We start from the raw sequence: 25,396 nt of genomic DNA, 5'->3' as shown, positions 1-25,396 counted from the left end.
TTTCCTTAGGTTTGTACATGGCAACCATTTTACAAACAGTATCGCTGAAAGAAGCCCGATTCTATGCACCAATAGGTTATTATGAAGAAGAACAGGTGCTTGGCAATGAGTTTTTTGTTTCTATTGATGTATGTTTTCCCTTTTTGAATACCGAGACAGAGAACTTAAAAAATACACTTAATTACGAAGAACTCTATCAGATTACCGCTAGCGTCATGCAGCCTAAACGGAAATTGTTGGAATCTGCGGCTTCAGAAATATTAGATCAGATTCGGGAAAAAGTATCCCATGCCCTGACGATCGAAGTGGTGATACGTAAATCGAACCCTCCCTTTGGTGGAGATCTTTCCTGCTCCCAAGTTGGCCTTAAATATTTCAAGGATTAAATCGAAACTGGATCAGCTATATATCGACTGAAAGATTTAGTTTTGCCAACCGTTATCTGATAGTCTTAAATTAACATTATGAATATTTACGATCTTGTAATTGCCGATAAGGAAAGGATAGCTTTGGAAGATGTTTTCTTGGAAGAGGAGAGCCGTCAGAAGCTCCATCAGCTGATTAAAGAGCATCGTTATATTAAAGAGCTTTCACAATATGGCCTGCCGGTGAGTAATAAGATTTTACTGCACGGTTATTCTGGTTGCGGAAAAACAACAACGGCGAAAGCCTTGGCCACAGCGCTCGAAAAACCAATTTATGTGTTGAATCTGAGCAACCTCATTTCTTCTCGTATTGGTGAAACCTCGCAGCACATTAAACAGGTCTTTGATAAAGCTGGGCGTGAAAAAGCGGTACTGTTTTTAGATGAATTCGATCAGATAGGAAAGGCACGGATTAGTGAAGAAAAGGATGTGGGTGAAATGCGTCGTCTCGTGAATACCATTATTCAGCTGATCGATTATTTTCCTGCTGAAGCGGTATTGATTGCAGCAACCAACCATCCCGAAATATTGGATACAGCCATTATCCGGCGGTTTCAGCTTCGTTTGGCGTTTGAGTTGCCGACAATGGTGCAGTTGGATGCTTATTATGATAAATTATTTAGGCCATTTCCGCATTATGCTGATGTCGTACCTCGACGCTATGGGATCTCCTATGCAGAGGCTAAGGACTATATTTACGATGCTGTCAAATTCTTATTGATTGCTGCATTGGAACAAAATCAACCTTAATGATTTTTTGAACGCTCCGCTTGAGATACTTAATAAAAATAGCGATTTCTGATAACTGTTTTTCTCTTCTACGTTAGTCTGTTAGTTGAATGCTCTGCTTCAGATGTCTAATAAAAAAATAACACCTTCTGATAAACTGTTTTTCTCTTCTAAGTGAGTCTGTTAGTTGAACGCTCCGCTTCAGATGCTTAATAAAAAAATAACACCTTCTGATAAACTGTTTTGTCTCCTATACGTTAGTCTGTATATGGAGACAATTTATGATAGGGCGGGGCGTCGATGACAGATTGATCGCTAAGTCGCTAACAATAGTTTGTGAATGAGTCAAAATGGCATTTGTTTTTGTTTTTAAATGACATTTTGTCTTTTAAAAACTGCTGGTACGCAAATTGAATAATTCTCTTCAAATAGTTAGAACAAAAAAGCTTAACAATAAAACAAAAAATTAGGAGGACAAAAAATGGCATTAATTAAATTCCCTACAAAAAGTTTAAACACTGATGCAGTAAATCCATTTGTAAACACTGTATTTGACAATTTATTCAATGATAACTTCATTTCAGATCGTTTGGTATCCCGTGTGCCGGCGGTCAATATATCGGAATCCGAAAAATCATTTAAAGTTGAAATGGCAGCGCCCGGATTGGATAAATCTGATTTTAAGATCAATGTAGATAAAAATCTAATTACGATTTCAGCTGAGAAAAAAGAGGAAAGTGTTAGTGAAGAAAAATTATACAGCAAAAAAGAATTCAATTACTCTTCGTTCTCAAGATCATTTACATTGCCAGAGACCGTAGATTACAGCAATATCGAGGCTGCCTATGAAGGTGGGATATTAATTTTGACTGTTGGTAAGAAAGAAGATGCAATCATTGCAAAACGTTTGATTGAAGTTAAATAATTCAGCAATGCACAGGAAATAGTTCATTTTGGGAATGACCAAAAGATGAATAAAAGACAATAGTTTTTAGGTTTAGTTTATGTTTTAATCCCTCGGAGTTCCGTTTGTGTTCCGAGGGATTTTTCTTTTATAAGGATGGTCTTGACATGATGAAAAGACTATTCAGTTTCCGTATAGTTTTCAGATCGGGGAATTCTGGCGAGATAAGGCTCCATCTCTTCTGGTAATTTCGTTAATTTCCGCTTTTGAAGGTCCAGCCAGGCTCCATCGACGTTAACGGTACAGCACAAAACTCCGTCATTACGAAAAACCTGATGTATAAATGAAAAACGACTATTTGTTTTGTTGTATTTCGTCAGTTCTACTTTTACCTGTACATATTCATCCAAATGTACTTCTTTAAAATAGATAAGTTCTTCCCTGAACAAAATCGGACCGATATGAAATTCGGCAAATTTATCCAACGAAAAGCCCATTTTGTTCAACATATTACTACGGGCCTGAGCGCATATGTCTGCGTAAGCAGAATGCCGCATATGTCTATTTGCATCGATCTGCGCCCATATAATTTGACCTTGATAAAATATATTCTCCATAATCTTCAGCGATTAGTCTCTTTTTTAATAACAATTTACATATTTTTAAATAAAGCTGTAACACTTTGTTTGTTTGCTATACTTATTACCTAAATATATTTAAAGAAAAATCGCTAGGTGAACCCATCGGAAATAGAATTTCTTCGACTGATTGACGAGAATAAAGGTATTCTCGTTAAGGTGAGCCGTATGTATATGGATGATCACGAGGGGCGGCAAGATCTGTATCAGGAAATCGTGTATCAGCTGTGGAAATCCTATGCGACATTTAAGCAACAGAGTAAATTTTCAACGTGGATGTACCGTGTTGCCCTCAATACCGCAATGGTATTCTTAAAAAAAGAAAAGAAGCATCAGATTTATGATGCGTTAGAGGAGCGACATGATTTTGCAGAAGAAGCTTACGATACCGATAAAGATGAGCAACTGAAAGTCTTTTACCAGGCCGTTCAAGAGCTCAATGCAATTGAAAAAGCTCTGATATTTTTGTTTTTGGAAGGTCAGAGTCATCGCGAGATTGCAGAGAATCTGGGTATATCGGAAGTCAATGCCCGCGTAAAATTAAACCGCACAAAGGAGCGAATTCAACAAATCATTAAAAAATACAAGTATGAATTTTGATGAGTTAAAGAAATCTTGGCAGGAACAGCCTACAGATGAGGATTTACAGAATCCAAATCTCAAATACTATAAGGAAGTTGGCAATATCATGGGCAAGTTGCGCAAGAATATCAAACGCGAGTTTATCTCCTGGGTCGTTTGTATGGGCTTTTTGTTTTTGGTGCCTATCTTGCCAATGTATAAGATTGAAGGTTATGCGGCATTTGCCTATTACTTTTTTATCGTACAGATATCGTTATCAAGTCTTTTATATTACCGGAGGTTCTTTTATTTGGTAAAGAGCACGAAAAAGATCGAGTTGTTGGCTTCTAAAGAACATTTGCTCAAGTTGTATTACGATTTGAAGTATGCCGTAGAGACTTATCGTATTGCGGCCTATGTGATGATTCCACAAGCTTTGTTTCTATATCTTATTATGATAGCACAGAATAAGACAACGGTGTGGTTTGATCGGTTGTACCATTTCAAGGAAACTTTCCAAGAGGAACCGAACTTTATTGTGTGGATGATTCTTTCGGCAATTGTGTCTATCGTCCTTGTTGTTGGTCTGACAGAAATTATGATTCGTTGTTACTACAGTAGGTATATCGCAGAGATCAAGGAAAAATTGGATCAAATGGAAACGGAATAGAGCGACCACATGAAATATCTACTTTGTTTTACAGGTGTTCGTGTTTATAGCGCATGGATATTTCGTATATTGTTATCGAAAATCATTGTCCATTATGTATAATCCGACAAAGAAGTTACAGCGCAGTTCCCAGATCTTAAGTATATTGGCCAAATATGGTTTTAAAGATGCGATCGCTCGATTGCCGTGGAAAGGACCCAGATCAGCCGTAGAACATCCTATTGATGTCGATGAGATTAGTGTTTATACCCGTATTCGCATGGCACTTGAGGAGCTCGGTCCGGCTTTTATTAAGCTTGGACAATCTGCTTCGACCCGGGAAGGATTGTTGCCCAAAGAGCTCGTAGAGGAACTGAAGCGTCTAGAGGACAATGTTCCGCCCTTTGAAGTGGATATTAAATCTTATCTGAAGGAAGAACTGGAGCTGGATATTGAGGCGCATTTCCAGGAGATTGCTGCGGAACCTTTTGCTGCGGCCTCTATTGCACAGGTATATCGCGCAACCTTAAAAGATGGAACCCCTGTGGTTTTAAAAGTCCGACGTCCCGGCATCGATGAGGTTATGCGCTGTGATCTGGCGCTCATGCGTGATATTGCCAAAATCCTAACCATGTACAATGATGTGCTGGAAAACCTTAATCTGCTGCTGATTGTTGAATCTTTCGCTACGACCATGCAGGAAGAGATGTCCCTGGTGATTGAGCGGCATAACATCGAACGCTTCACGAAGAACTTTAAAGGAAATAAGCTGATCAAGGTACCCCGTGTTTTTCCTGAACTCTCCTCGGACCGTGTTCTTTGCATGGAATATCTTGATGGTTTCAAGGTAACTGATGCCGTTGAAATTAAACGTCGGGGAATGGATGTCCAAACGCTGGTCAAAAATGGGATCAATTTATACCTTGAGCAAGTGATTATTCATGGTTTCTTTCATGGTGATCCGCATCCCGGCAATATGATGGTGATGCCGGATGGACGGATTGCTTTTTTAGATTTCGGAAATATGGGTAAATTATTGGGGATAGACCGTAGGCAGCTTGAAGAATTTATTCAATCGGCTATTTCCGAAGATGCTGTCCGGCTTGCTGACGTGATTGAAGACGTTGCCGTGGTGAGTCATATTCCGGACCGTAACCGGTTTGAAAGATCCCTATATGAGATTTTCGATATGATTGACAATGTGTCTCTCGGGGATCTTAGCTTAGATTTATTGTTCAATAAACTGTGGAACATTATTGGCGACAACCGCTTGTATTTTCCGGAATATATCTATCAGTTAATGCGGGGTATTTCGTTGATGGAAGGTATTGGACGGCAGTTATATCCCGATCTCAATATTATGGAAAGTATCAAGCCTTTTGCACGAAGGATTATGATGGAGCGGCTCTCTCCAGAGGCAATCTTCAAAAAAGGAAAACATAAAGTTGAATCTTTTGCCCGCGATGTCGAAAAACTCCCTGAAGATATGCGTGCCCTTGTGCGTTTGTTTCGGACGGGAAATTTTACACTCAACCATCGTCTGATCAGTGCGCGATCTTTTAATGCCATTTTACGCAAGGGGGTCAATCGTATTGTCATCGGTATTATGTTTATGTCACTCAATTTACTGGGCGGAATGATTATCGTTGCAAGGGTAGAACCGCAGTGGTGGGGAATTCCCATTTTTGCCTGGATATGCCTTGGCTCAGCATGGGTATTTGCCATATATTTATTTATCGCGATGATCCGGGCAAAAGACAACGATTAGCTAGATCTAGCATACATTTTCAGCGACGATGATGGGCTATGCATACATACACACGATAAAATAGAAAACAAAAAAATATGGAAATCAATCTAAATGGGAAAAAGGCGTTGATCGGAGCGAGTTCTGCGGGTATAGGTGCAGGTATTGCCCAGGTGCTTGCCTCTTGCGGTGTATCTGTAACTTTAGCGTCCAGACATGAGGAAAAGCTGCAGCGTACCTGTGAAAGTCTTGATACCTCCAAAGGACAGGTACATCAATATATCTTGGTGGATTATAACAACCACGAAGCATACAAAAAGCAGATAGCACATTATTTTGAGTCGAATAAGGTTGATATTTTGATCAATAATTCGAATGGTCCACAATCTGGAACCATAGACCAAAAAAATCTGGCGGATTACCAACATGCTTTTGAACTCTTATTTCAAAATCATTGCTACACAACCTCATGTGCGCTGCCTTATATGTTGGCAAACCGATATGGCCGTATTATTAATGTGTCTTCTTCAACAGTGAAAGAACCGGTATCTAATTTAGTGTTGTCCAATACAATCCGTACAGCATTGATTAGCTGGAGTAAATCGTTGGCCGAAGATGTTGCCAAAGACGGTGTGACTGTCAACAGCATCTTAACAGGTCTGTTTGATACGGATCGTATCCAGTCGCTAACCAACCTAGATGCACAACGTCTGGGAATTTCCTATGAGGAAGCGTTGCAATTGCGGTTAAAACAGGTTCCTGCACAGCGCCTGGGTAAGCCTGAAGAATACGGTTATCTCGTCGCTTTCCTTTGCTCCGAATATGCAGGTTATCTGACTGGGACCAATATTCCCCTGGATGGCGGTATGTTAAAAAGGCTTATAAAAAAGTGGCTATCCTATATCAAATAGGATAGCCACTAAGTTTGTGTGATTTATTATTTTCAATTAGTTCAATACCAATTCGGTATTGACAATGATATCCACATCAGAAGCAACTGCCTCTACACCAGATGGTAATTTATCATTGTATTTGATGCCAAAATCCTGACGGTTAATTTTTGTTTTAGCAGTAAAGCCGGCACGTGTTTTTCCCCAAGGGTCGGTAATGATTCCGCCATTTTGAGTCACATCGAAAGTTACTTTTTTCGTTACATCACGAATAGTCAAATCTGCTACCATAACATATTTTCCTTTTACTTTTGCATTTTTAAAACTGATAGACTTCAATGTCATTTTAGGGAATTTTTCCGCAGCAAAGAAATCATCGGTTTTCAAGTGGTTGTCGCGAGCTGCGATACGTGTATCGATGCTATTGACGTCGATAGCGAAATTTACTTTGGCATTGTTAAAACTTGTTCCAGTAGCAGTTTCAACTGTACCTTCTACCTTTGTGAATTCACCGTCAACAAAGCTGATTCCAAGGTGTTTTACATCGAATCTTGCATTTGTGTGCGCAGGGTCAGCAGACCACTTTACTTGTGCTACAGCGGCATTAACCATTAATACTGCTGCTGCCAGAATTTGGAAAAATTTATTCATCTTGTTTTCTTTTTTTATTTATCTAACCTTCAAAAGTTCAAAATGTTTGTTTGAACAAGCTTTGCAAAGGTGGGATAAACTAGCAAAGAAAAAATTGATGTAGGTCAAGAATTTCGATTAGGCTTCAATATTTGCCTTTTTAGACGGCTTAAAAACTCTTGTGTGACACCGAGATAGGAGGCTAATTGCATATTGGAGATCCGCGGGTAGATTTTAGGATACCTTTTGATGAAATCCAGATACCGCTCTTGTGCTGTAAAACCTATGCTCGAGATAATACGGTGCTGCGATGCTATTTGTGCACGTTGGGCCATTATCCTGGAGAGTTTCTCAAAGATTGGATGATCTTCGTAGAGTTTGTCTTTATTTTTTTTTGACAGTGTAAGTACTACGGAGTTTTCCAGGGCCTGGATGTTTTGTAGTGCGGGTTCCTGGTAATTGAAGCTCGCGATATCGCCGATCCACCAGTCTTCAATTGCAAACTGTAGAATATGTTCGATTCCATCGGCGGTGACATAGAATGATTTAAATAACCCACTGATCACATAGGCCTCATGATGGCAGACTTCGCCTGCACGGAGAAAGTATTCTTTTTTCTTTATTTTCCTTACCTGATAACGTGAAACGATGTCATTCAGTTCTTCCTCGGTGACATCAATGCGTTGTTTTACAAATTCCTTGAATTGTTCCATTTGGCTGTAAAATACAAAATTTTGTAATACTAATTTAACAAGCTGTTTGACTCCTATCAATTCTAAGTTGAAATAATCCAGTTGATGGTTGTTGCTTTTATTCAATTTTATCAAAACAGCGATGAAATCAACATTTTGGTGTAATATTTGACTGGATATTGCCGTAATTTAAATAGTTTCATCAATAATTGGTATCTTCTGTAGGATTTAAAATAATTTGATTGCTAAAACCATAAATATGTCTCATGAAGTTTGTTGCACCCAATACCCTTGAAAACGATAAGGTCGTATTACGAATCATGGAACCAGCGGATTTTGATACGTTGTATCAAGTTGCCAAAGATCCCCTGATCTGGGAACAGCATCCCAATAAGGACCGCTGGAAGGAAGATGTTTTTCGCCTATTTTTTGAAGGTGCCTTGGCAAGTAAGTCTGCTTATTTGATCTTGGATAAGGTAAGTGGTGCCTGCATTGGTAGTACGCGGTATTATGGGCTTGATGAAGCGGAAAAATCGATTTTTGTTGGGTATACGTTTTATGCCCGAGCCTATTGGGGTGCAGGAATCAATCCATTGGTCAAAGAGATGATGTTTGATTTTGCCTTCAATTTTGTGGATCGAATTTACCTGCATGTGGGGGCTGAAAATTATCGTTCTCAGACAGCAGTTGAGCGCTTGGGCGCAATTAAAGTGGCTGAAAAGATGGTCAGCTATGTGAACGAACCTGAACGTAAAAATTTTGAATACGCATTAGAAAAATCGGCCTGGCGGCGGATCAAGAGATAAAGCCTTATTATCCCTTGACCCCGCTGAGTATACTGCCTATAATGACGGTTAATACAATTAATGTGATAATAATGTAAAGCCTATCCTTCTCGATGATAAACCCCAATAACGAGCCAATCACGCGCACGATGGGGGTGCAAATCAATAGCAGTACACCGAGCTGTATAACCTGTGGAATATTTCGGCTAAATGCCCCGGTAATAATTCCGGTCATTGTTGTGTTGGAATTTCCCTCACCGACAAAATCTCTGTAATTCGGTACCGTATCCTGTCCATGAACAATGAGGTAGAAAATACCACCAAGAATAAGAATAGAGGAGGCGAGTATAACGCCTATACGTAAAATTTGTCCTACCAAAAGTGAGATGTCCTTGTCTCCCCAATAGTGTTTCGAAAATACTTGTTTCATTTTGAGTAGTTATGTCCTTCATTGTCTAGCGGAAGGACGTTACAAACTAAAATTCTAAATCGTGTAAACTACCGTTTTTAGAATTTATGCTGGAATCCGTTGAAGATCATTTCCAATGCCACCAATGTAATGGCGACGGCGAAAATAATGCGTAAAGTCTTCGGATTCATACGTTTTAAGAGCTTGGATCCGGTAATGGCGCCGCATAATACGCCTAGGATAACTGGAAAAGCAATACCTGGATCCATATAGCCTCTTTGTAGATAGACTACTGCAGAAGCAGCTGCGGTGACACCGATCATAAAGTTGCTCGTTGTGGTACTGACTTTAAATGGAATTTTCATCATGCTGTCCATTGCGAGAACTTTAAGGGATCCTGAGCCGATTCCTAATAGACCGGAAAGAATTCCGGCAATCCCCATCAAAGAGAAGCCTCCGGCTATGTTGGTAAGTTTGTATGGAATTAATTTGCCATCAGCAGGATAGGTACTGTTCAGCTTCAATTTTTCTGCCAGGACCGAACCGCCGGAAAGTGCGTGTTCGTTTTTCTTACGTACCGTCATAGCCGCAGAGAAGATAAGTACAACACCAAAGATGATTGCAATGGTATTCGTAGGCATGTAAATGGCAATAACAGCGCCGATCACTGCTCCAATGGTAGTTGCAATTTCAAGAAACATCCCCAGTCGGATGTTGGTGATGCCTTCCTTGACGTAAGCTGTAGCTGCACCGGATGAAGTCGCTATGGAAGCAAGCAAGGCAGCTCCAATGGCATAACGGATGTCGACATGAAACAGCAGAGTCAATAAAGGGATGACAACGACCCCTCCGCCTAAGCCTGTCAGGGATCCTAAGAGTCCTGCTACAAAAGCACCCAGGAGAAGGATGATTGTAAAGGTGAGAATAGTCATAAATATTTGTTTGTTTGTGTGATCCAAAAAGCAGCTTTCGCTTAATGGAAGGTAATTTGTTGTAAACTTAAGGGCTTTTTATTGTTTTTGAAATTTTTAAGCCGGAATAGATACAAATGTTACATCAAAAGTATCATCAAAAAAATGATACTGCCCTGCCGCTTCCCAGCGCGGGGCAGTATCGATGACCTTTTAATGGTCTAAGTATATCGTATATAAAATATGGACAACATTATTCAGCAATTGTTTGTTGTACCTTTTCTTTTCTGTTGAAGATATCATAGATGATTGGAAATACCAACAACGTCAATATCGTCGCTGAGATTAGTCCGCCAATGATGACGATCGCCAAAGGTTTTTGTGATTCCGAACCTATACCGGTCGATAATGCAGCCGGCAGTAGTCCGATGGAAGCCATTAGAGCTGTCATGACCACAGGTCGTGTTCGCGATTTTACACCTTTATAAATTGATTGGTCATTGGGTAGACCTTCCTTCTTGTTCTGATGGAATTCCGAGATCAGGATAACCCCATTCTGGATACATATCCCGAATAATGCAATCATACCTACGCCAGCCGAAATTCCAAAATTCATACCTGTAACGTGTAAGGCAATAATTCCACCGATAAGCGCAAAAGGAACGTTGGCCAATACGAGCAGCGAATCCTTGATATTCCCGAATAGAATAAACAATAGGAAGAAGATGACGATCAAACTGATTGGTACCACCTGTGCTAAACGATGTGTAGCACGTTGCTGATTTTCAAATTGTCCAGTCCAGCCAATGGAATATCCTTCCGGAAGCTTAATTTTACTTACTTTTTGTTGTGCTTCAGCAATGGTGCTTCCTAAGTCACGGTCGCGGATGGAAAATTTGATGCCGATATAGCGTTTGATGTTGTCGCGATAGATAAAAGCAGCACCATTATCTTTTTCAATGGTCGCGATACTTTTCAAAGGAATTAATGTACCATCACCACATGGAACCATCAGCTGTGCAATATCTTTTTCTGTTTTCCGATATTCGGGTGCATAGCGTAGGCGAATGTTAAATTTGCGTTCACCATCGTACAAAATGGAAGCGGTCTTTCCGCCGAAGGCCATTTCGAGTACCGCCTGTGCATCTGCCGGTAGAACGTTGAAGGCTGCCATACGGGTCCGATCCAATACCACACTCACTTCGGGCTGACCAATATTGAGAATAATACCGGGTTCTTTAATGCCTTGAATACCTTTGACCTGTGCATAAACTTCTTTCGCCAGGCGGTCTAAGGTTGCGAGGTTATCGCCAAAGATCTTGATGCCGTTTTCGGCCTTGAAACCGGCAACGGCTTCGGCAACATTATCCGAAATAGGCTGTGAATAGTTATAGGTAATACCCTGAAATTGTTTGAGTTTATGGTCCATCTCTTCGATCAGTTGATCCATGGTGATTTTACGTGTCCATTCTTCTTTAGGTTTTAGGGCCACCGCAAACTGAACAAAGCCAAAGCCATTGGGGTCGGTACCATCGTTGCTCCGTCCTGTTTGCGACAGTACACCGGTGACCTCAGGAAAGGTTTCCAAAGTACTCTTTAACAGTTTGGTAGTTTTAACCGATTCACGTAAAGAAGTGCTCATGGGCATTTCGGCAGTAACCCAAAGAGATCCTTCATTTAATGTCGGTAAAAATTCAGTTCCTAAAAATTTTGCAGAAAATAAGACTGCAGCTAGTAAAGTAATTGCAACGATCATACTCAGACGCTTGTTTCGGAATGTAAATCCAAAACCCTTGGCGACAATTTTATTCCAGAATTCAACAAATGGATTGTGTCTTTCTTTCACATTTTTATTGAGCAGAATATGCGATAAAGCCGGAACGAGTGTCAAGGTAAATAGTAATGCACCCAGTAAAGCAAAACCCAGGGTAAAGGCCAGCGGAGCGAACATTTTTCCTTCTACTTTTTGGAAGGAGAATATAGGCATCAAGGAGGTGATGATAATTAGCTTGGAGAAAAAGATTGCTTTTCCCAAGCCTGTTCCTGTTTGTTTGATCCAACCTGCTTTGGCCATTTTGTTGAATTTCTCCATGCCCAGCTTATGGGCTTGGTGGTCCAACATGACAAATATCCCTTCAACCATGACGACGGCACCGTCGATGATAATACCAAAGTCTACAGCGCCTAGAGAAAGCAAGTTGGCACTCATGCCTGCTAGTTTAAGACATAGAAAGGCAAAAAGTAATGCGAGAGGTATGATAATGGAAACGATGACCGTAGTGCGCCAATCTGCCATAAAAAGCAATACCATTAAGGTGACGAGTACAATACCCTCAATCAAGTTATGCATAACGGTATGGGTCGTGAAATCCATGAGATTGTCACGGTCATAGAAGGTTTGCATTTTGACATCTTTGGGAAGAATTTTGTTGTTGAGCTCGTCTATTTTCGCTTTTACAGCAGTTAAAACCTCTCTTGGATTTTCGCCTTTCCGCATTACGATGGTTCCTGCTACCACATCATCATTTTTACCAAAACCGGCTTGGCCCACGCGGGGCATCGCGCTTTCTCTTACTTCGGCTACATTTTTAACAAAGACCGGATTTCCCTTTTGGTTGATTACAGTGATGTTTTCGATATCATTGATTGAGTTGACCAAACCAATACCGCGTACGACGTAGGACTGGCCACTTTTTTCGATGACATCTCCACCGACATTCAGGTTACTTTTGCTGACAGCATCAAATACCTGCAACGGAGTCAGATTAAATTTGTCTAGTTTGATAGGGTCAGTACTGATTTCGTAAACCAAATCCTGTCCACCAAAAACGTTGATATCTGCTACGCCAGGGACACCACGTAAAGCGCGGTCAATGACCCAAGTCTGCAAAGTAAGGAGGTCGCGTGAATTGCGTTGATCGCTATGTAATGTATAACGGAATATCTCTCCTGTGGGGCCATAAGGGGGCTGCACTTCAGGGTCGACATTGTCTGGCAGACTTACAGACCGCATGAGGTTGTTGACCTGGTTGCGGGCAAAAGTGTCGTCTACACCATCATCAAAAATGATTTTAACAATGGAAAGGCCAAACATGGTGGTGCTCCGTATACTTGTTCTCTTTTGAACTGGACTCATGCCTAGTTCGATTGGTGTCGTTACAAAACGTTCGACTTCCTCCGCACTCCTTCCATTCCATTGGGTAATGATGGTTATTTGTGTATTGGTTACATCAGGAAATGCTTCAATAGGCATGCTTTTAAAGCTAATGAAACCAGCAATAGCCAAAATACCAACCCAAATAAAGGTAAATGCTTTATTTTTAATGGAAAAGGCAATGATATTTTTAATGAATTTGTTCATTCGTGTAAATGCTAAGACGGATTAATTATTCAGAGCTCTATAGATCAGAAGTTTATTGTTGACAACAACTTTTTCACCTTCCTGTAGTCCCGTAGCCATGTAGGTTGTTCCTTCGTTTTGTTTGATCGGCAATATTTCGCGAATCTTAATATCATTTTGGGATTTATAGATTAATACGAAATATTTGTTTTGATCGAAAATGACCGCATCAGAAGGAACTGCGAGCGCTTCCGTATTGGAGCGATGCAATACTTTAATGGTCGCTTTACTATCCGGAATAAGTAAACCATCCTTATTGTCTAGCACCACCCGTGCCTGCATTGAATTCGTCTGCGGATCGATGATCTTAAAGATTTTATCGATACTGCCCTGGAATTTTTTGTCCGGGTAGCTCAGGGTAGACACAATAGCGGGCATGCCCATACTAATCTTGTCGATATCCGTTTCGTTGACGTTAAGAATTGCCCATACATCTTTTGTATTGGCCACATCAAAGATGTTGTCGCTGCGGTCACTACGCAACTGCATGTCCTTATTGATGTTCTTTTGGACGATGTAACCATCGATTGGAGATACGACCGAATAAATATTGCCTGTACGGACATTGTAAATCTGACTTACAGCTTCTGAACGGCGTAGCTGCTCTTTGGCTTTTGTCAATTGTCCTTTTGCTTCCAACATGTCTTTATCTGTGCTCAATTTTCCGTTATACATATCTTCAGCTACACGGTAGTTTTTCTCTGCGAGTAGTACATCGGTTTTGGCATCCGAAAGATCCTTTTGTATACCAGCGACTTCCGTACTTCTGATTGTTGCCAATACCTGACCTTTATGGACATAATCACCCAAAGAAACATTAACGGAGACAACATTCCCTCCAACGAGTGGGAAAATATCAATGTAATTGTTTTGATCGGCCGATATCTTTCCAAAAAAGTTGAGTTCTTCGGTCACATTTTCTTTTTTTACCGTAGCAAAACTTGTCGATTTAAGCATCGTCTCACTAATTTCGAAACCTTTGACAATGGCTGCATTATCTGTTTCTTTATGATTTTGGCAAGAGTAAAGTAGCACTATTGCCACAGTGGCTATAAGAAGTTTTTTAGTTGACATGAGTTGAATTGAATATAGAAGTTTGAGCCAGGTAGTTTAGTTGTTCGGCGTTTAGAATAATTTCCTTTTTCATATCGTATAACTTAAGAATAGATATGCGATAGCTGTCCATAAAATCAGTGAACTCAACTAAAGAAATATTCCCTTTTTTAAAATTATTGAATATGCCATCATAGACCACAGCGATGTTGTGAAGGTCGTCTGGAGTAATGGTAAAATATTGATTATATTGATTTTCCCATGACTGATAGTTGGAACGGATCTGTGACTCCAACAGCTGCCGTTGGACTTCAATATTTTTCTTTGCCTCTTCTTCGGCGTATTTCGCTTTGATAACATTTCCTTTATTTTGTTTCCACAAGGGGATCGGAATGGCGGCTGTAACATTGACTTCATTGTGGAATACACCCCCATTCTGGCTGTAGGAAAGGCCAAGGTTAATATCAGGTGTATTTAAAGACTGTTGCCATTTTGTAAATAACTGTGAGCTTTCAGCAGTCTTTAAGGCAAATTGATAATCGGCATTGTTTTCCAAGGCCAATTGATAGATTTTGTCCAAAGCCATGGTTGGCTTTACGGCAAGTTCCTGATCTGCTTCTTGATCTGTTAACTTCGGTAATACATCTTCCTGACTGGAAATAAGCACACGTAATTGCTGCTGTAGATTGATGCTATTATTGATCGCTGTCGTTTTTTCGTTGTTGAGATCGATGGCCATTGTTTGAAGACGAACTTGATCTTTCAAAGAAACGTTCCCCTTTTTTCCTTGCTCTTTATAAGCTGCAAGCAGATTATTTAGGTAATCCAACTGAATTTTAATATCTGCCAACTTATGTTGCTCAAAGTAGAGGGAGTAGAAGGTTGTACGCAGTTGCGCGCGAAGGCTCGCCAGTAATTGACTGAACTGCAACTTAGCAAGTTCAACATTTGATTTGGCAAATTCCACTTCATTCTTCTTTTTTCCACCGAGATAAACCAATTGGGATACGCTTGCTTCCTTGGATTGACCAATATGAAATGTTTTTTTGTTCTGTGGATCGTAGGCATTGGCAGATAACTGCAATTGTGGTAGATCCCATATTTTGGCTTGTATGACGTCAGCCTCTGCTTGGCTGATGTCATATTGTTGCGCGAGCAAGGAGAGGTTACTTTTGATAAAGGCTTCTTCGCATTCCTGCAGGGTCATCTGTTGTCCCAAGATCTCACTTTGCTTAGTCCCAAATGTACTTTCATGAATGCTCGTATAAACAGCTTGTGGTGGTTTTTGTTGAGCAAAAGTCATGCTATTGAAAAGCAATAAAAATATAAGGGGTGTCTTTGTCATATGTTTCAAATCTTATGTAACAAAATAACTGGTCGAAGATTAAAGACCCCTTAATAAATGCTTAAAAAAAGCTTAAAAAAGCATGTTTGTCAGATGGGTGGATAGGTATTAATGGGTATAGTAAATAGATGTTCTTGTTGCTAAGAGACTTGACATAGTCTGTCTAAATCAGGTAACTATACTTCGCGGTTAGGAAACAATTTAAATAGTAATACAAAAGTATGCGTAGATTGTTTTAGATCTGCCTGATATGCTATTGTTGCTTGATGCGATTGCATGATACGCTGAACGATACGTAGCCCTAAGCCTGATCCTGTTGTTTCATTTGCATTTTCACCGCGGCTGAACGCATCAAAAATCCGCTTTTGGTCGATTGTACTTAAAGCCGGGCCAGTATTGCTGACAAGTACCTTGAGTTCGAAGGTTGATTCTAGAATCATCACTTTTACCTCCCTGGTATCGGAGTAGAGCGCGGCATTTTTAAATAAATTCACAAAAGCAATTTCAATCAATTGTGCGGAACAGAAAATACTAAGTTTTGGATCTTCGATCCCACCGATTGAAAAATCCAGTTGTAGGTCGGGGAATACCTTGGCTACTTTTTCATAAGCCATAAAGATAATTTCATCGATCCGCTCTTCCTTATAGGTCATTTTCAAACGCTCAGAGTCGAACTTTGAAAGTAACATCAGCGAATCGGTTACCTCCGAAAGATGTAAGGTTTCCTTGGATATGTTACGTAAAACCTGCTTTACGTCTTCACTCAGCTGATTTTGATGATAAAGGTTCTCCAGCTGAAAGGACATTCGGGCAAGCGGTGTTCGCAGCTCGTGGGAGGCGCTGGAATTAAATTCTTTCTGCGATTCGAAAGCAGCCGAAAGTCGCAGCAGCATGGTATTAAATGCTCGGGTTAGTACAGCAATCTCATCGGTATGACCGGTATACTCGACAGGTTTGGTAAGTTTACTGGCATTAATCTGCGTGATATTATCTTTTAATTTATCGAGTGGGATCAATAGGCGCTGGATGAGTTTATAACTAAATATCCAGACCAGAACAGCGCTCAGGACAAATAATATCGTTAGGACGAGCGCTAGATGGTCCATTTTTTCATTTCCGGAGTAATCCTGTGCTTTTACGATAATATAATAAGGTAAACCGTTGATGCGATAATATTTAGCCAGCGTTTCATATTGGTCCTGATTGTAGAAGATCTGTTTTTCCTGATTTAGCCGGTTGACAATCGAGGCATTCCAGGTAATGGTCTGATCCTTTACGGTACTGAAGACGAGCTGTTTGTTTTTGTCAAGGATGATAACATCTTCATAGAAAAGGCCATCTTCGTCATCGTGAAAATAGTTTTTGTAAGACTGGCGGTTGAAATAGGGGTTACTGGCGATATAATGGGAAATATTGTCCAATTTATCAATCAGTCGCTGGCGAAATTGATCTTTCCGAAAATCGAAACTAGCATAGTAGATAATCAACATCGCCATACCGAAAAGGACGGAGAATGCAATGCTAAAGCTAATCGCTATTTTCTTCTTTAAATTCATTTTTCTGCCGATAGGTAATAACCAAAGCCAGGTCTTGTATGGATCAGTTTATTCTCAAAGTTTTTATCAATCTTCTTACGCAAAAAGTTGATATAAACTTCAATTGTATTCTGTGTTGTCTGAAATTGATTTTGCCATACTTCCTCCGATATATGTTGCTTGGACAGGGTGCGGCCCTTTGCCTGTGCTAAGATAAGCAGCAGCTGAAATTCCTTTTGAGTAAGATTAATTTCTTCATTTGCACGTAATACACGGGCCTCATCAGGATAAATGATCAGATCATCGACTACCAGTGTTTTTGTTTCATTGCTTTCGCTATGCTGTTGCCGACGCAATAGGGAATAGATGCGCATCAGCAATTCATCTAAGACGAAAGGTTTAACCAAATAGTCATCAGCAGCCCGTAGAAATGCCTCCTTTTTATCATCTATATCATCGTATGCCGAGAGAATAATAATTGGTGTAAAGGCGTCATGGCTTCTTATCTTTTTACAGATTTCCAATCCATTGATTTTGGGGACATTGATGTCCAATAGATAAAAACCATATTTCTTCTGGTGTGTTTTGGCCAAAAAATCGATTCCATCAAAGGCTTGATCACAGGTAAAGCCCTGGCTTAATAGAAAAGATCGGATCTCTTTAGAGAGTACCTTGTCGTCTTCGAGCAGCAAAATGTCCACCATATTTATATCTGTTGTCTTTTCGTAAAAATAAACAAATTTTTGTCATCCAATCAAGGCGATGTTTTCTTCGTACTTAATTTGGTAACATAAGATTTACACGAAGAAATATGAAACAAAAAGAAATCTAAGTAGATTCAAATCGAAATTATAAATAAGTGTTATGGAAACCAGAAGAGAATTCCTACGAAAGACCCTACTATTTTCAGGAGCAGCAGGTATTGCCAGCTTCATGCCTGCATCGATCCAGAAAGCCTTTGCCATAGACCCTGACCCAGGAAGTAGTTTTTTAGATGCCGAACACATCGTCATCCTGATGCAGGAGAACCGATCCTTTGATCATACGCTAGGTAGTCTTTCGGGAGTTCGGGGTTTCAATGATCCACGTTCGATACGTTTACCGAACGGTTTACCCGTATGGTATCAAACGGATAAAGAGGGAAAAACGTATGCTCCTTTCCGATTAAACCTGAAGGAAAGTAAAGTGACCTGGATGGGTTCTCTTCCACATAGTCGTGCAAGCCAGGTGGATGCCTTTAACCAAGGTCGTTACGATCATTGGCTGTTATCGAAGCAATCAGGGAATAAACAATATGCGGCTATGCCCTTAACATTGGGGTATTTTACACGTGAAGATTTGCCCTTTCATTATGCCTTAGCGGATGCTTTTACAGTATGTGATCAGAATTTTTGCTCGGGCATGACCAGCACTACGCCTAACCGTTCCTTTTTCTGGACGGGTAAGATTACAGAGATGAAAGATGGTCTGCAAAAAGCGAATATTCGGAATGATGACTTTGGCTATGGTAAAATGACCTGGGAAACTTTTCCGGAATTGCTTGAAAAGAATGGCATTAACTGGCGTTTTTATCAAAATGAGACAAGCTGTGGCGGCGGGTTTTCTGGACAGGAAAGGGCATGGCTATCCAATTTTGGGTGTAATCTGCTGGAGTTTTTTCAGGCTTATCAAGTTAAATTTAAGGAGAACTATATCAAAAGCCTAGAAACACAGGTTCGGGATTTGCCCATGCAGATTTCCAAGTTGGAAGAGAAGTCTCCTTCTTCCGAAGAACAAGCCGAAAAGATACGCGCTGATGTTCGCAAAAAAAGTGAGGCACTTGAGCGAGCGGAGACCGAACTAAAGGAATTCAATCCAAACAATTATAAAAAGCTAAGTGATTTTACGAAATCATTAAATGAGCGGGCGTTTACGGTAAACAAAGGGGACAACAATTACAGGTCGCTTGATACGTTACATTTTAAGGCACAGGGGAAAAAAGCTGCGCTGGAAGTCCCAAAAGGCGATATTCTTTATCAATTTCGCAAAGACGTTGATACTGGTAAATTGCCTGAGGTATCCTGGTTGGCCGGCCCACAGAATTTCTCGGACCACCCGAGTGCGCCCTGGTATGGAGCTTGGTATGTATCTGAAGTTTTAGATATCTTAACAAAGAACCCTGAGGTTTGGAAAAAAACTATTTTTATCATTACCTATGATGAAAACGATGGTTACTATGATCATGTTAAACCTTTCCTTGTACCTGATTTAAAGAAGAAAGATACAGGGGCATGTTCTCCTGGGATCGATACGGAGGTGGAGATGGTTCGTTTAGAAAATGAGCTAAAACAGGGGATTCCTAAAAAACAGGCACGCGAAGGGGCTGTGGGCCTAGGTTTTCGTGTTCCCATGTATATTGCGTCGCCTTGGTCACGAGGTGGTAAGGTCTGCTCTCAGGTATTTGATCATACGTCTACTTTGCAATTTTTGGAATCTTTCTTTAACAAAAAGCTGAACAAGAATATGCATTTGGAAAACATCAGTGCATGGCGTAGAACAATCTGTGGTGATTTGACAACCGCTTTTACACCTTTTACTCAGCAAAAGGAACAACTCCCTTTTCTTGATAGGAATCAGTATATCGAAACGATATACAATGCGCAGTTCAAAGATGATCCGCGAGGCTTTGTTGAGGTCAAAGATCCTGATCTCGCGACTAAAAACGGATGGATTCCGGGATTTGACCGAATACAGGAGCGGGGGATTCGTAAATCTTTGCCATTGCCTTATGCGCATGATGCGGTGGGCTTTGTGAAAGACGGAGTGTTTCATCTAACGATGACTGTAGACAGCAAGTTTTTCGGAAAAAGGACCGCAGGTACAGCCTTCAACGTTTATAGTCCGTTGGAATATCGTGATGAACAGGGGCAAAGTGAAACTTACCGTAATTGGAATTTTGCGGTGAAGGCCGGTGATCGTTTGGCATATCAGTGGGACCTGGCACGATTTGAAGGAGATCGCTATGCGTTTGAATTGCACGGTCCAAATGGTTTTTATCGAAAATTTTCTGGACAAAAAGGAACAGCAGCACTAGAGGCTACCGTTTCTCCGGAACTGAAAGCGCTAACTCAGGCAGCGACAGGGAAATTGCAGTTGAGACTCAGCAACAAGAGTGACCAGCGGGTAACGGTAGTTGTCGAGAGCCTTAGCTATGGAAAATATGCCATAACGAAAGAAATAGCTCCCGCCGAAGAAGTTCCATTGATCCTGGATGTTGAAAGTCAAGGAAATTGGTATGATATTGCTGTACGAATCAAGGGAGACAGCAGCTTCGTCATTCAGCTCGCAGGGCGATTGGAAACAGGTGTTGAGTGTACAACTGATCCATTATTAGCATAATCTGTACTGTTTCAGCAGGGATGGCGGTCAATTCTTATTGAATGGGTTCCCTGCTGTTACTATATATCTATCAATAGTAACAGCTTGACCTTATTTACAAGCAAACAAATAAGGTCTCCGGATAGTTTGTTTCTATATAACGACGAAGATACAACTCCGTATCAGTACTTATCGTGCGGTCTTTATGAACAGGGAATGTATTGTAAACAACGGTATGTAGATTGATCCTGCGCTTGGTGATCGCTTCCAGACTAAGTAAGGTATGATTGATACTCCCTAATTTTCCGGAGGTGACAAAAATAAGCGGATACTGCATTTCTTGGATGTAATCGATAATCAGATAATCTTCTCTTAGTGGAACCATCAACCCACCTGCACCCTCAATAAGTACAGCGTCGTAGCGTTGGCTTAATGTTATGCTAGCTTGTCTGATCTTTTTAAAGTCAATTTCACGATTATCCAGGCGTGCTGCTAGATGGGGGGAGGCGGGGTAGGTGAAAATCTCTGGCATCGTGATTTTCTGATGATCTTCTGCCGTTAATGGGATTTCCATGAGTTGGCGATGGAGGACGATGTCTTCGGAAATAGTTGTATTTCCAGTTTGTACAAGCTTTTGGGTAATGGTGCGTATACCGCTTGTATTCCATTGTTTCGCGAGGAGGCCAGTTGCATAACTTTTTCCTATCCCGGTATCTATGCCGGAAACAAAATAGATATTTTCATTCATTGCTGTATTTCTTTTGTAGGTTGTTCGACTGTTTGTAATTGAAGTGCTCAGCTGTTGCTTTTTATTGCAATAATATAGATGGGATGGTAGGTTAGGGAAACGCCCTCTTCTGTCCCATAGTGCGATGTATACTTATCACAGAAAGCCCGAAGTGTGCCTTTTGTCCACCGGTGATTTTTTATTCCCGTTACCCCGGTTTGTTTCAGGTGAACAAGAACTTGTAGTGGGCTTTCAAAGTGTAGTTTTAAATGTTCTTCTTGTGCAACGAGGATCTTATAATTCAACGCTAAAAGTTCTGCGATAAGTTCCGATTTAGATCGATATGTTAGTCCAACATGTGCCGTTGCATTGATCTCGTGCATATTGTCATGTCCAAAAGTGCTGAAGGCAAGGATACCGGAATCCGGAAGGGATCCATAGCAGCTTTCAAAGAAAGCGCGAGGATTGTTGAACCACTGAATCGTAGAACAGGACGCGATTAGATTGATGTCTTTGGGGAAAGCATAAGTTTCTGCATCAGCACAGATGAACGTGTGCGACGATGTCAAGATATCCATTACTTCAGGCATCATTTCTGGACAGATATCATTTAAAACCATTTTTTTTGGTTTGATATGCTGTAGGATTAACCGCGAAAAAAAAACCTGTTCCGCAGCCAATTTCCAATACTTTTTGCGGTCTTAGCTGTATGTTCTCCTGCATCAACCTGATCATTTTTTTTGCTATTTCGTATTGAGCGATCGCTGCCGACTGATAGTTAGATGCCGCTTTAGCGAAACGGGACCTAATCCTTTGTTTGTCCATCATGATGATCATCTTAAAAGGTGCTTAAATAATTGTTCGGGATAATGAGTAGCATCGATTATCGTATATGCAGTACCGGGCCAGGCGCGTTTTTGATTCTCTAAGTTGAAGATTCGATCTTCTTTGCCTATATATATCTGATGCCATTGGAATGCCGCTGCTGATTTTGCACCAGCTGTTTTTTCAATCGCGATGAGCTCTGAACGGAGGTCTTCGATGTTGCGTTGGGGGGCTCTTTCAAGAAAGTAGTTGAAAAGGGTCTTGGAACCACACATGCGTAACCTGAATTTTTCTAACGTTTTATTGCTCAGTGTATCCAATGTTCCTTTAAATAACTGGCTAGGAATTCCTTTTTCGTCATCTATTGGAAATGGTGTTCCATTGATTGCAGTACATGTGCTGATGGGGTAATTGCTGTTTTGAAGTTCGGGCAGTACCATTGATGCCGCCCATACTCCCATAGACCAGGCGAAAATCTCAATTTCCTGGTAGCCTGCCAGTAGACTTTTGTCCAACAGTAAATCCGTATAGCTATGGGCAACAATAAGATCTTTGCCGAATGGGGAATAGTGCAAAAAAGGATGTTCATCCATGCCCCAGCCTGCAAAGAATAACAGTAGTTTTTCGTTGGATTTTGGCTGAAGATGCTGCCCTGGCAAATTATCGATCGGAGTGACTCTTTTAGGAGCGATTCTTTTAAGTATCATAAGCTTGCTGCAAGTTGTTCGATCATGGACGATGTCATTGTTGCTGTCAATGAAATTCGGATTCTTGATGTTCCTTCTGGTACCGTGGGCGGGCGTATGGGAAGCACGTAAAATCCCTTTCGCTGCAGGTCTTCTGCTTTCAGTACCGTTTCCTTGTTATTACCGATAATGACCGGTAAAATATGACTCTCTGACGGACAATTAAAGCCTTTGGCAATTATTTGCTGTTTGAGCAATAGGCTATTTTTGTGCAGCTGTTGGCGCCGGTCTGTAAAGTCACTTAAGCGTTCCAAAACAAACACAGTCCATAATAGATTGATTGGTGGCAGCGCTGTTGTAAAAAGTAGCGTACGTGCCTTATTGATCAAATAATTTCGGATTGGTTCCTTACATAGCAGGTAGCCACCAACCGATGCTAAAGCTTTTCCGAAGGTACCTGTCAGGAAATCAATATCGGCAATACATTGCTGTTCTTCTGCGCAGCCAAGTCCCTGTATTCCGCGTACCCCTACGGCGTGAGCTTCATCGACATAAAGTAAGGTATTGGGGAAACGTTGTTTTAGACTGACCAGATAGTTGAGGTCCGTGCAATCACCATCCATGCTAAAAATACTTTCTGTAACGATGATGACGCATGTGAAGCGATGGGCATATTTTGTCAATAATTGCGTTAAGTGCGTATAATCGGAATGCCGGTACCTGTAGCAGGCCGCATTGGATAGTCGGATGCCATCAATTAGGCTTGCGTGCACACCCTTATCGGCGAGAATTAATGTCTGTGTATCACAAACTGCAGGAAGTATGCCTACATTCATGTGGTAGCCGCTGTTAAAGACCAATGCACTCTCCGTACCGAACATTCGGCACAGCTTTGTTTCCAATTGCGTATAGCGTGCATGGTTTCCTGTGAGTAGACGCGAAGAGGAAGCGCTGAATACAGCATTATCCTTTGTCACCGAGTTTAGGAATTCTTGACGAAGTATCTGATCTGTCGCAAGTCCAAGATAATCGTTCGATGAGAGGTTGTAATGCTCTTTAACATGCTCCTGTGCTGTGTTATCCTGTTGTGTGATAAGGAGAAGTTTTCGTTTATTCCCTTGTTTTTCAAGGGCGAATAATTCATCTTCAATGCGCTGGATTAGACTATTTTCAATCATTGGACTGTGCTGATTACGGCTAGCAATGCCTGTGTTAACTTGTGAAGCTCACCTTCATTTATGATAAAAGGGGGCATGATATAAATCAGTTTTCCGAATGGCCTTACCCAAATTCCCTCTTCGATAAACCGCTGTTGTATGCTGGAGAGATCGACGGAGTTTTTCATCTCGATGACTGCAATTGCACCTAGAATTCTGAGCTCTTCGACTTGGGGCAGCGCTGTTGCAGCGCTAAGTTCCCGTCTCAATTGTTCTTCGATTAACGTTACTTTCGCTTTCCAGTCCGTTGCCAATAGTAATTTGATGGAAGCGTGGGCTACTGCGCAAGCCAAGGGGTTTGCCATAAAAGTTGGCCCGTGCATAAACGTACCTGGTGTACCGTTGGAGATTGTATTCGCAACATGATCTGAGGTGATCACGGCGGATAGCGTCATGTAGCCACCGGTCAAGGCTTTGCCGATACACATGATATCGGGCACTATTCCGGCATGCTCCCAGGCAAAGAGCTTGCCCGTGCGCCCAAATCCGGTAGCAATCTCATCAAAGATTAAAAGAAGTTGATTTTCTTTGCAGAGATGTGCTGCCTGACGCAAGTACTCCGGATGGTAAAAACGCATGCCACCGGCTCCCTGGACGATAGGTTCAAGGATGAGAGCGGCCAATTCGTCCTTGTGTGAGCAGATCAGGTCTGCCAAGGGTTTGATGTCATTGGCATCCCATTCTTGCTCAAACGCTATTTTTGGGGCAGGGGCAAAATAGCGTTTGGGTAAAGCATTGTCAAAGATGCGGTGCATGCCAGTAATGGGGTCACAGACCGACATCGCGTTCCAGGTATCACCATGGTACCCCGAACGAATCGTGACAAAGTTTTTCTTATTGGTCTTTTTTTGTGAGACCCAGTATTGAATAGCCATTTTAAGTGCAACTTCTACCGCAACAGAACCCGAATCGGCATAAAATATTTTGTTGAGTGAAGTAGGGGTGATGTCAAGCAGTATTTTACCGAGAGCAATTGCTGGTTCGTGCGTAAGTCCACCAAACATCATGTGTGACATGCTACTGAGCTGTGTTGTGACCGCAGCGTTAAGGACGGGGTGATTGTAGCCATGGATGGCGCACCACCAAGAGGACATACCATCTATAAGCTGCTGTCCATTTTCCAACTCGATTATACAACCATCTGCCCGTTTAACCTTGTAGGCAGGTAAGGGATTTGTCATGGTGGTATACGGATGCCATAGATGCTTTTTATCAAAATCGTCGATAAGGTCGTGTTGGTTGATTTCTTCTCTTTCCATGATGGTCTGCCGAATTATTTTT

Annotated in this window: 25 protein-coding genes; 9 read left to right on the top strand and 16 right to left on the bottom strand. The window is 41.1% G+C overall.

What is annotated here, in order from left to right; all coding sequences use genetic code 11:
- The first annotated feature begins 17 nt into the window (after positions 1–17).
- The 3 genes from BV902_RS24055 (at position 18) to BV902_RS24045 (ending at position 2,079) form a co-directional block, all read left to right on the top strand.
- Positions 18–386 (top strand): dihydroneopterin aldolase, encoded by a 369-nt coding sequence (locus BV902_RS24055; protein ID WP_075994091.1) that lies wholly within the window; start codon positions 18–20, stop codon positions 384–386.
- A gap of 78 nt (positions 387–464) precedes the next feature.
- The gene (locus tag BV902_RS24050) at positions 465–1,175 is read left to right on the top strand and encodes an AAA family ATPase (RefSeq protein WP_075994090.1); all 711 of its coding nucleotides are present in this window, start codon (positions 465–467) and stop codon (positions 1,173–1,175) included.
- A gap of 460 nt (positions 1,176–1,635) precedes the next feature.
- Complete coding sequence (locus BV902_RS24045; protein WP_075994089.1) at positions 1,636–2,079, top strand: Hsp20/alpha crystallin family protein; 444 nt, start codon at positions 1,636–1,638, stop codon at positions 2,077–2,079.
- A 158-nt stretch (positions 2,080–2,237) separates the two neighbouring features.
- Here the strand turns inward: BV902_RS24045 and BV902_RS24040 are convergent, their stop codons facing one another.
- Entirely contained in the window at positions 2,238–2,675 is a 438-nt protein-coding gene (locus BV902_RS24040) for an acyl-CoA thioesterase (protein WP_075994088.1), read from the bottom strand.
- 117 nt (positions 2,676–2,792) lie between these two features.
- Here BV902_RS24040 and BV902_RS24035 point away from each other — a divergent pair, with 117 nt between their 5' ends.
- From BV902_RS24035 to BV902_RS24020, 4 genes are all read left to right on the top strand, one after another.
- Positions 2,793–3,296 (top strand): RNA polymerase sigma factor, encoded by a 504-nt coding sequence (locus tag BV902_RS24035; protein ID WP_075994087.1) that lies wholly within the window; start codon positions 2,793–2,795, stop codon positions 3,294–3,296.
- Entirely contained in the window at positions 3,286–3,927 is a 642-nt protein-coding gene (locus BV902_RS24030; protein WP_075994086.1) for a hypothetical protein, read from the top strand. Before BV902_RS24035 ends, BV902_RS24030 begins: the two co-directional genes overlap by 11 nt.
- 94 nt (positions 3,928–4,021) lie before the next feature.
- Entirely contained in the window at positions 4,022–5,674 is a 1,653-nt protein-coding gene (locus BV902_RS24025; protein WP_075994085.1) for an ABC1 kinase family protein, read from the top strand.
- A 77-nt stretch (positions 5,675–5,751) separates the two neighbouring features.
- The gene (locus BV902_RS24020) at positions 5,752–6,564 is read left to right on the top strand and encodes an SDR family oxidoreductase (protein WP_075994084.1); all 813 of its coding nucleotides are present in this window, start codon (positions 5,752–5,754) and stop codon (positions 6,562–6,564) included.
- A 36-nt stretch (positions 6,565–6,600) separates the two neighbouring features.
- Here the strand turns inward: BV902_RS24020 and BV902_RS24015 are convergent, their stop codons facing one another.
- Both BV902_RS24015 and BV902_RS24010 read right to left on the bottom strand, forming a co-directional pair.
- A complete protein-coding gene (locus BV902_RS24015) occupies positions 6,601–7,194 on the bottom strand; it encodes a YceI family protein (protein WP_075994083.1) in 594 nt (197 codons plus the stop codon).
- Between the two features lie 104 nt (positions 7,195–7,298).
- The gene (locus BV902_RS24010; RefSeq protein ID WP_075994967.1) at positions 7,299–7,886 is read right to left on the bottom strand and encodes a Crp/Fnr family transcriptional regulator; all 588 of its coding nucleotides are present in this window, start codon (positions 7,884–7,886) and stop codon (positions 7,299–7,301) included.
- Positions 7,887–8,131: 245 nt separating this feature from the next.
- Between BV902_RS24010 and BV902_RS24005 the strand changes: the two genes are divergently transcribed.
- A complete protein-coding gene (locus BV902_RS24005; RefSeq protein ID WP_075994082.1) occupies positions 8,132–8,671 on the top strand; it encodes a GNAT family N-acetyltransferase in 540 nt (179 codons plus the stop codon).
- A gap of 7 nt (positions 8,672–8,678) precedes the next feature.
- On the opposite strand, the gene BV902_RS24000 is transcribed toward BV902_RS24005, so the two are convergent.
- The 7 genes from BV902_RS24000 to BV902_RS23970 form a co-directional block, all read right to left on the bottom strand.
- Entirely contained in the window at positions 8,679–9,080 is a 402-nt protein-coding gene (locus BV902_RS24000; protein WP_075994081.1) for a DUF1634 domain-containing protein, read from the bottom strand.
- A 77-nt stretch (positions 9,081–9,157) separates the two neighbouring features.
- Positions 9,158–9,991 carry a sulfite exporter TauE/SafE family protein gene (locus tag BV902_RS23995; RefSeq protein WP_075994080.1) on the bottom strand — a complete coding sequence of 278 codons (834 nt, stop codon included), beginning with the start codon at positions 9,989–9,991 and terminating at the stop codon, positions 9,158–9,160.
- 232 nt (positions 9,992–10,223) lie between these two features.
- Positions 10,224–13,331, bottom strand: a complete 3,108-nt coding sequence (locus tag BV902_RS23990; RefSeq protein ID WP_075994079.1) for an efflux RND transporter permease subunit — start codon at positions 13,329–13,331, stop codon at positions 10,224–10,226.
- A gap of 21 nt (positions 13,332–13,352) precedes the next feature.
- Positions 13,353–14,444, bottom strand: coding sequence for an efflux RND transporter periplasmic adaptor subunit (locus BV902_RS23985; protein ID WP_075994078.1), 1,092 nt, complete (start codon positions 14,442–14,444; stop codon positions 13,353–13,355).
- Positions 14,434–15,768 (bottom strand): TolC family protein, encoded by a 1,335-nt coding sequence (locus tag BV902_RS23980; RefSeq protein WP_216640409.1) that lies wholly within the window; start codon positions 15,766–15,768, stop codon positions 14,434–14,436. Before BV902_RS23980 ends, BV902_RS23985 begins: the two co-directional genes overlap by 11 nt.
- 176 nt (positions 15,769–15,944) lie before the next feature.
- Complete coding sequence (locus BV902_RS23975; protein WP_075994077.1) at positions 15,945–17,324, bottom strand: HAMP domain-containing sensor histidine kinase; 1,380 nt, start codon at positions 17,322–17,324, stop codon at positions 15,945–15,947.
- Positions 17,321–18,007, bottom strand: a complete 687-nt coding sequence (locus tag BV902_RS23970; protein ID WP_201667286.1) for a response regulator transcription factor — start codon at positions 18,005–18,007, stop codon at positions 17,321–17,323. The genes BV902_RS23975 and BV902_RS23970 overlap by 4 nt, the downstream gene beginning before the upstream one ends.
- Before the next feature lie 160 nt (positions 18,008–18,167).
- On the opposite strand from BV902_RS23970, the gene BV902_RS23965 reads away from it, so the two are divergent.
- Positions 18,168–20,681, top strand: coding sequence for a phosphocholine-specific phospholipase C (locus tag BV902_RS23965; protein WP_075994076.1), 2,514 nt, complete (start codon positions 18,168–18,170; stop codon positions 20,679–20,681).
- 94 nt (positions 20,682–20,775) lie between these two features.
- On the opposite strand, the gene bioD is transcribed toward BV902_RS23965, so the two are convergent.
- The 6 genes from bioD to bioA are packed head-to-tail and all read right to left on the bottom strand — an operon-like array spanning position 20,776 to position 25,374.
- On the bottom strand, positions 20,776–21,408 hold the full coding sequence (gene bioD / locus BV902_RS23960) for a dethiobiotin synthase (protein ID WP_075994075.1): 633 nt from the start codon (positions 21,406–21,408) through the stop codon (positions 20,776–20,778).
- 47 nt (positions 21,409–21,455) lie between these two features.
- Positions 21,456–22,007: a methyltransferase domain-containing protein gene (locus tag BV902_RS23955; RefSeq protein ID WP_216640408.1), complete on the bottom strand. Its 552-nt coding sequence runs from the start codon at positions 22,005–22,007 to the stop codon at positions 21,456–21,458.
- Positions 21,994–22,215, bottom strand: a complete 222-nt coding sequence (locus BV902_RS27880; protein WP_216640407.1) for a hypothetical protein — start codon at positions 22,213–22,215, stop codon at positions 21,994–21,996. Before BV902_RS27880 ends, BV902_RS23955 begins: the two co-directional genes overlap by 14 nt.
- A gap of 5 nt (positions 22,216–22,220) precedes the next feature.
- A complete protein-coding gene (locus BV902_RS23950; RefSeq protein WP_075994074.1) occupies positions 22,221–22,919 on the bottom strand; it encodes a DUF452 family protein in 699 nt (232 codons plus the stop codon).
- Positions 22,916–24,076 (bottom strand): 8-amino-7-oxononanoate synthase, encoded by a 1,161-nt coding sequence (locus tag BV902_RS23945; protein WP_075994073.1) that lies wholly within the window; start codon positions 24,074–24,076, stop codon positions 22,916–22,918. Before BV902_RS23945 ends, BV902_RS23950 begins: the two co-directional genes overlap by 4 nt.
- Entirely contained in the window at positions 24,073–25,374 is a 1,302-nt protein-coding gene (gene bioA / locus BV902_RS23940) for an adenosylmethionine--8-amino-7-oxononanoate transaminase (RefSeq protein ID WP_083663755.1), read from the bottom strand. The genes BV902_RS23945 and bioA overlap by 4 nt, the downstream gene beginning before the upstream one ends.
- Positions 25,375–25,396 lie beyond the last annotated feature (22 nt).

The organism is Sphingobacterium sp. B29 (genome assembly GCF_001952815.1).
GTDB lineage: Bacteria > Bacteroidota > Bacteroidia > Sphingobacteriales > Sphingobacteriaceae > Sphingobacterium > Sphingobacterium siyangense.
This window is presented reverse-complemented; position numbering and strand designations above follow the sequence as displayed.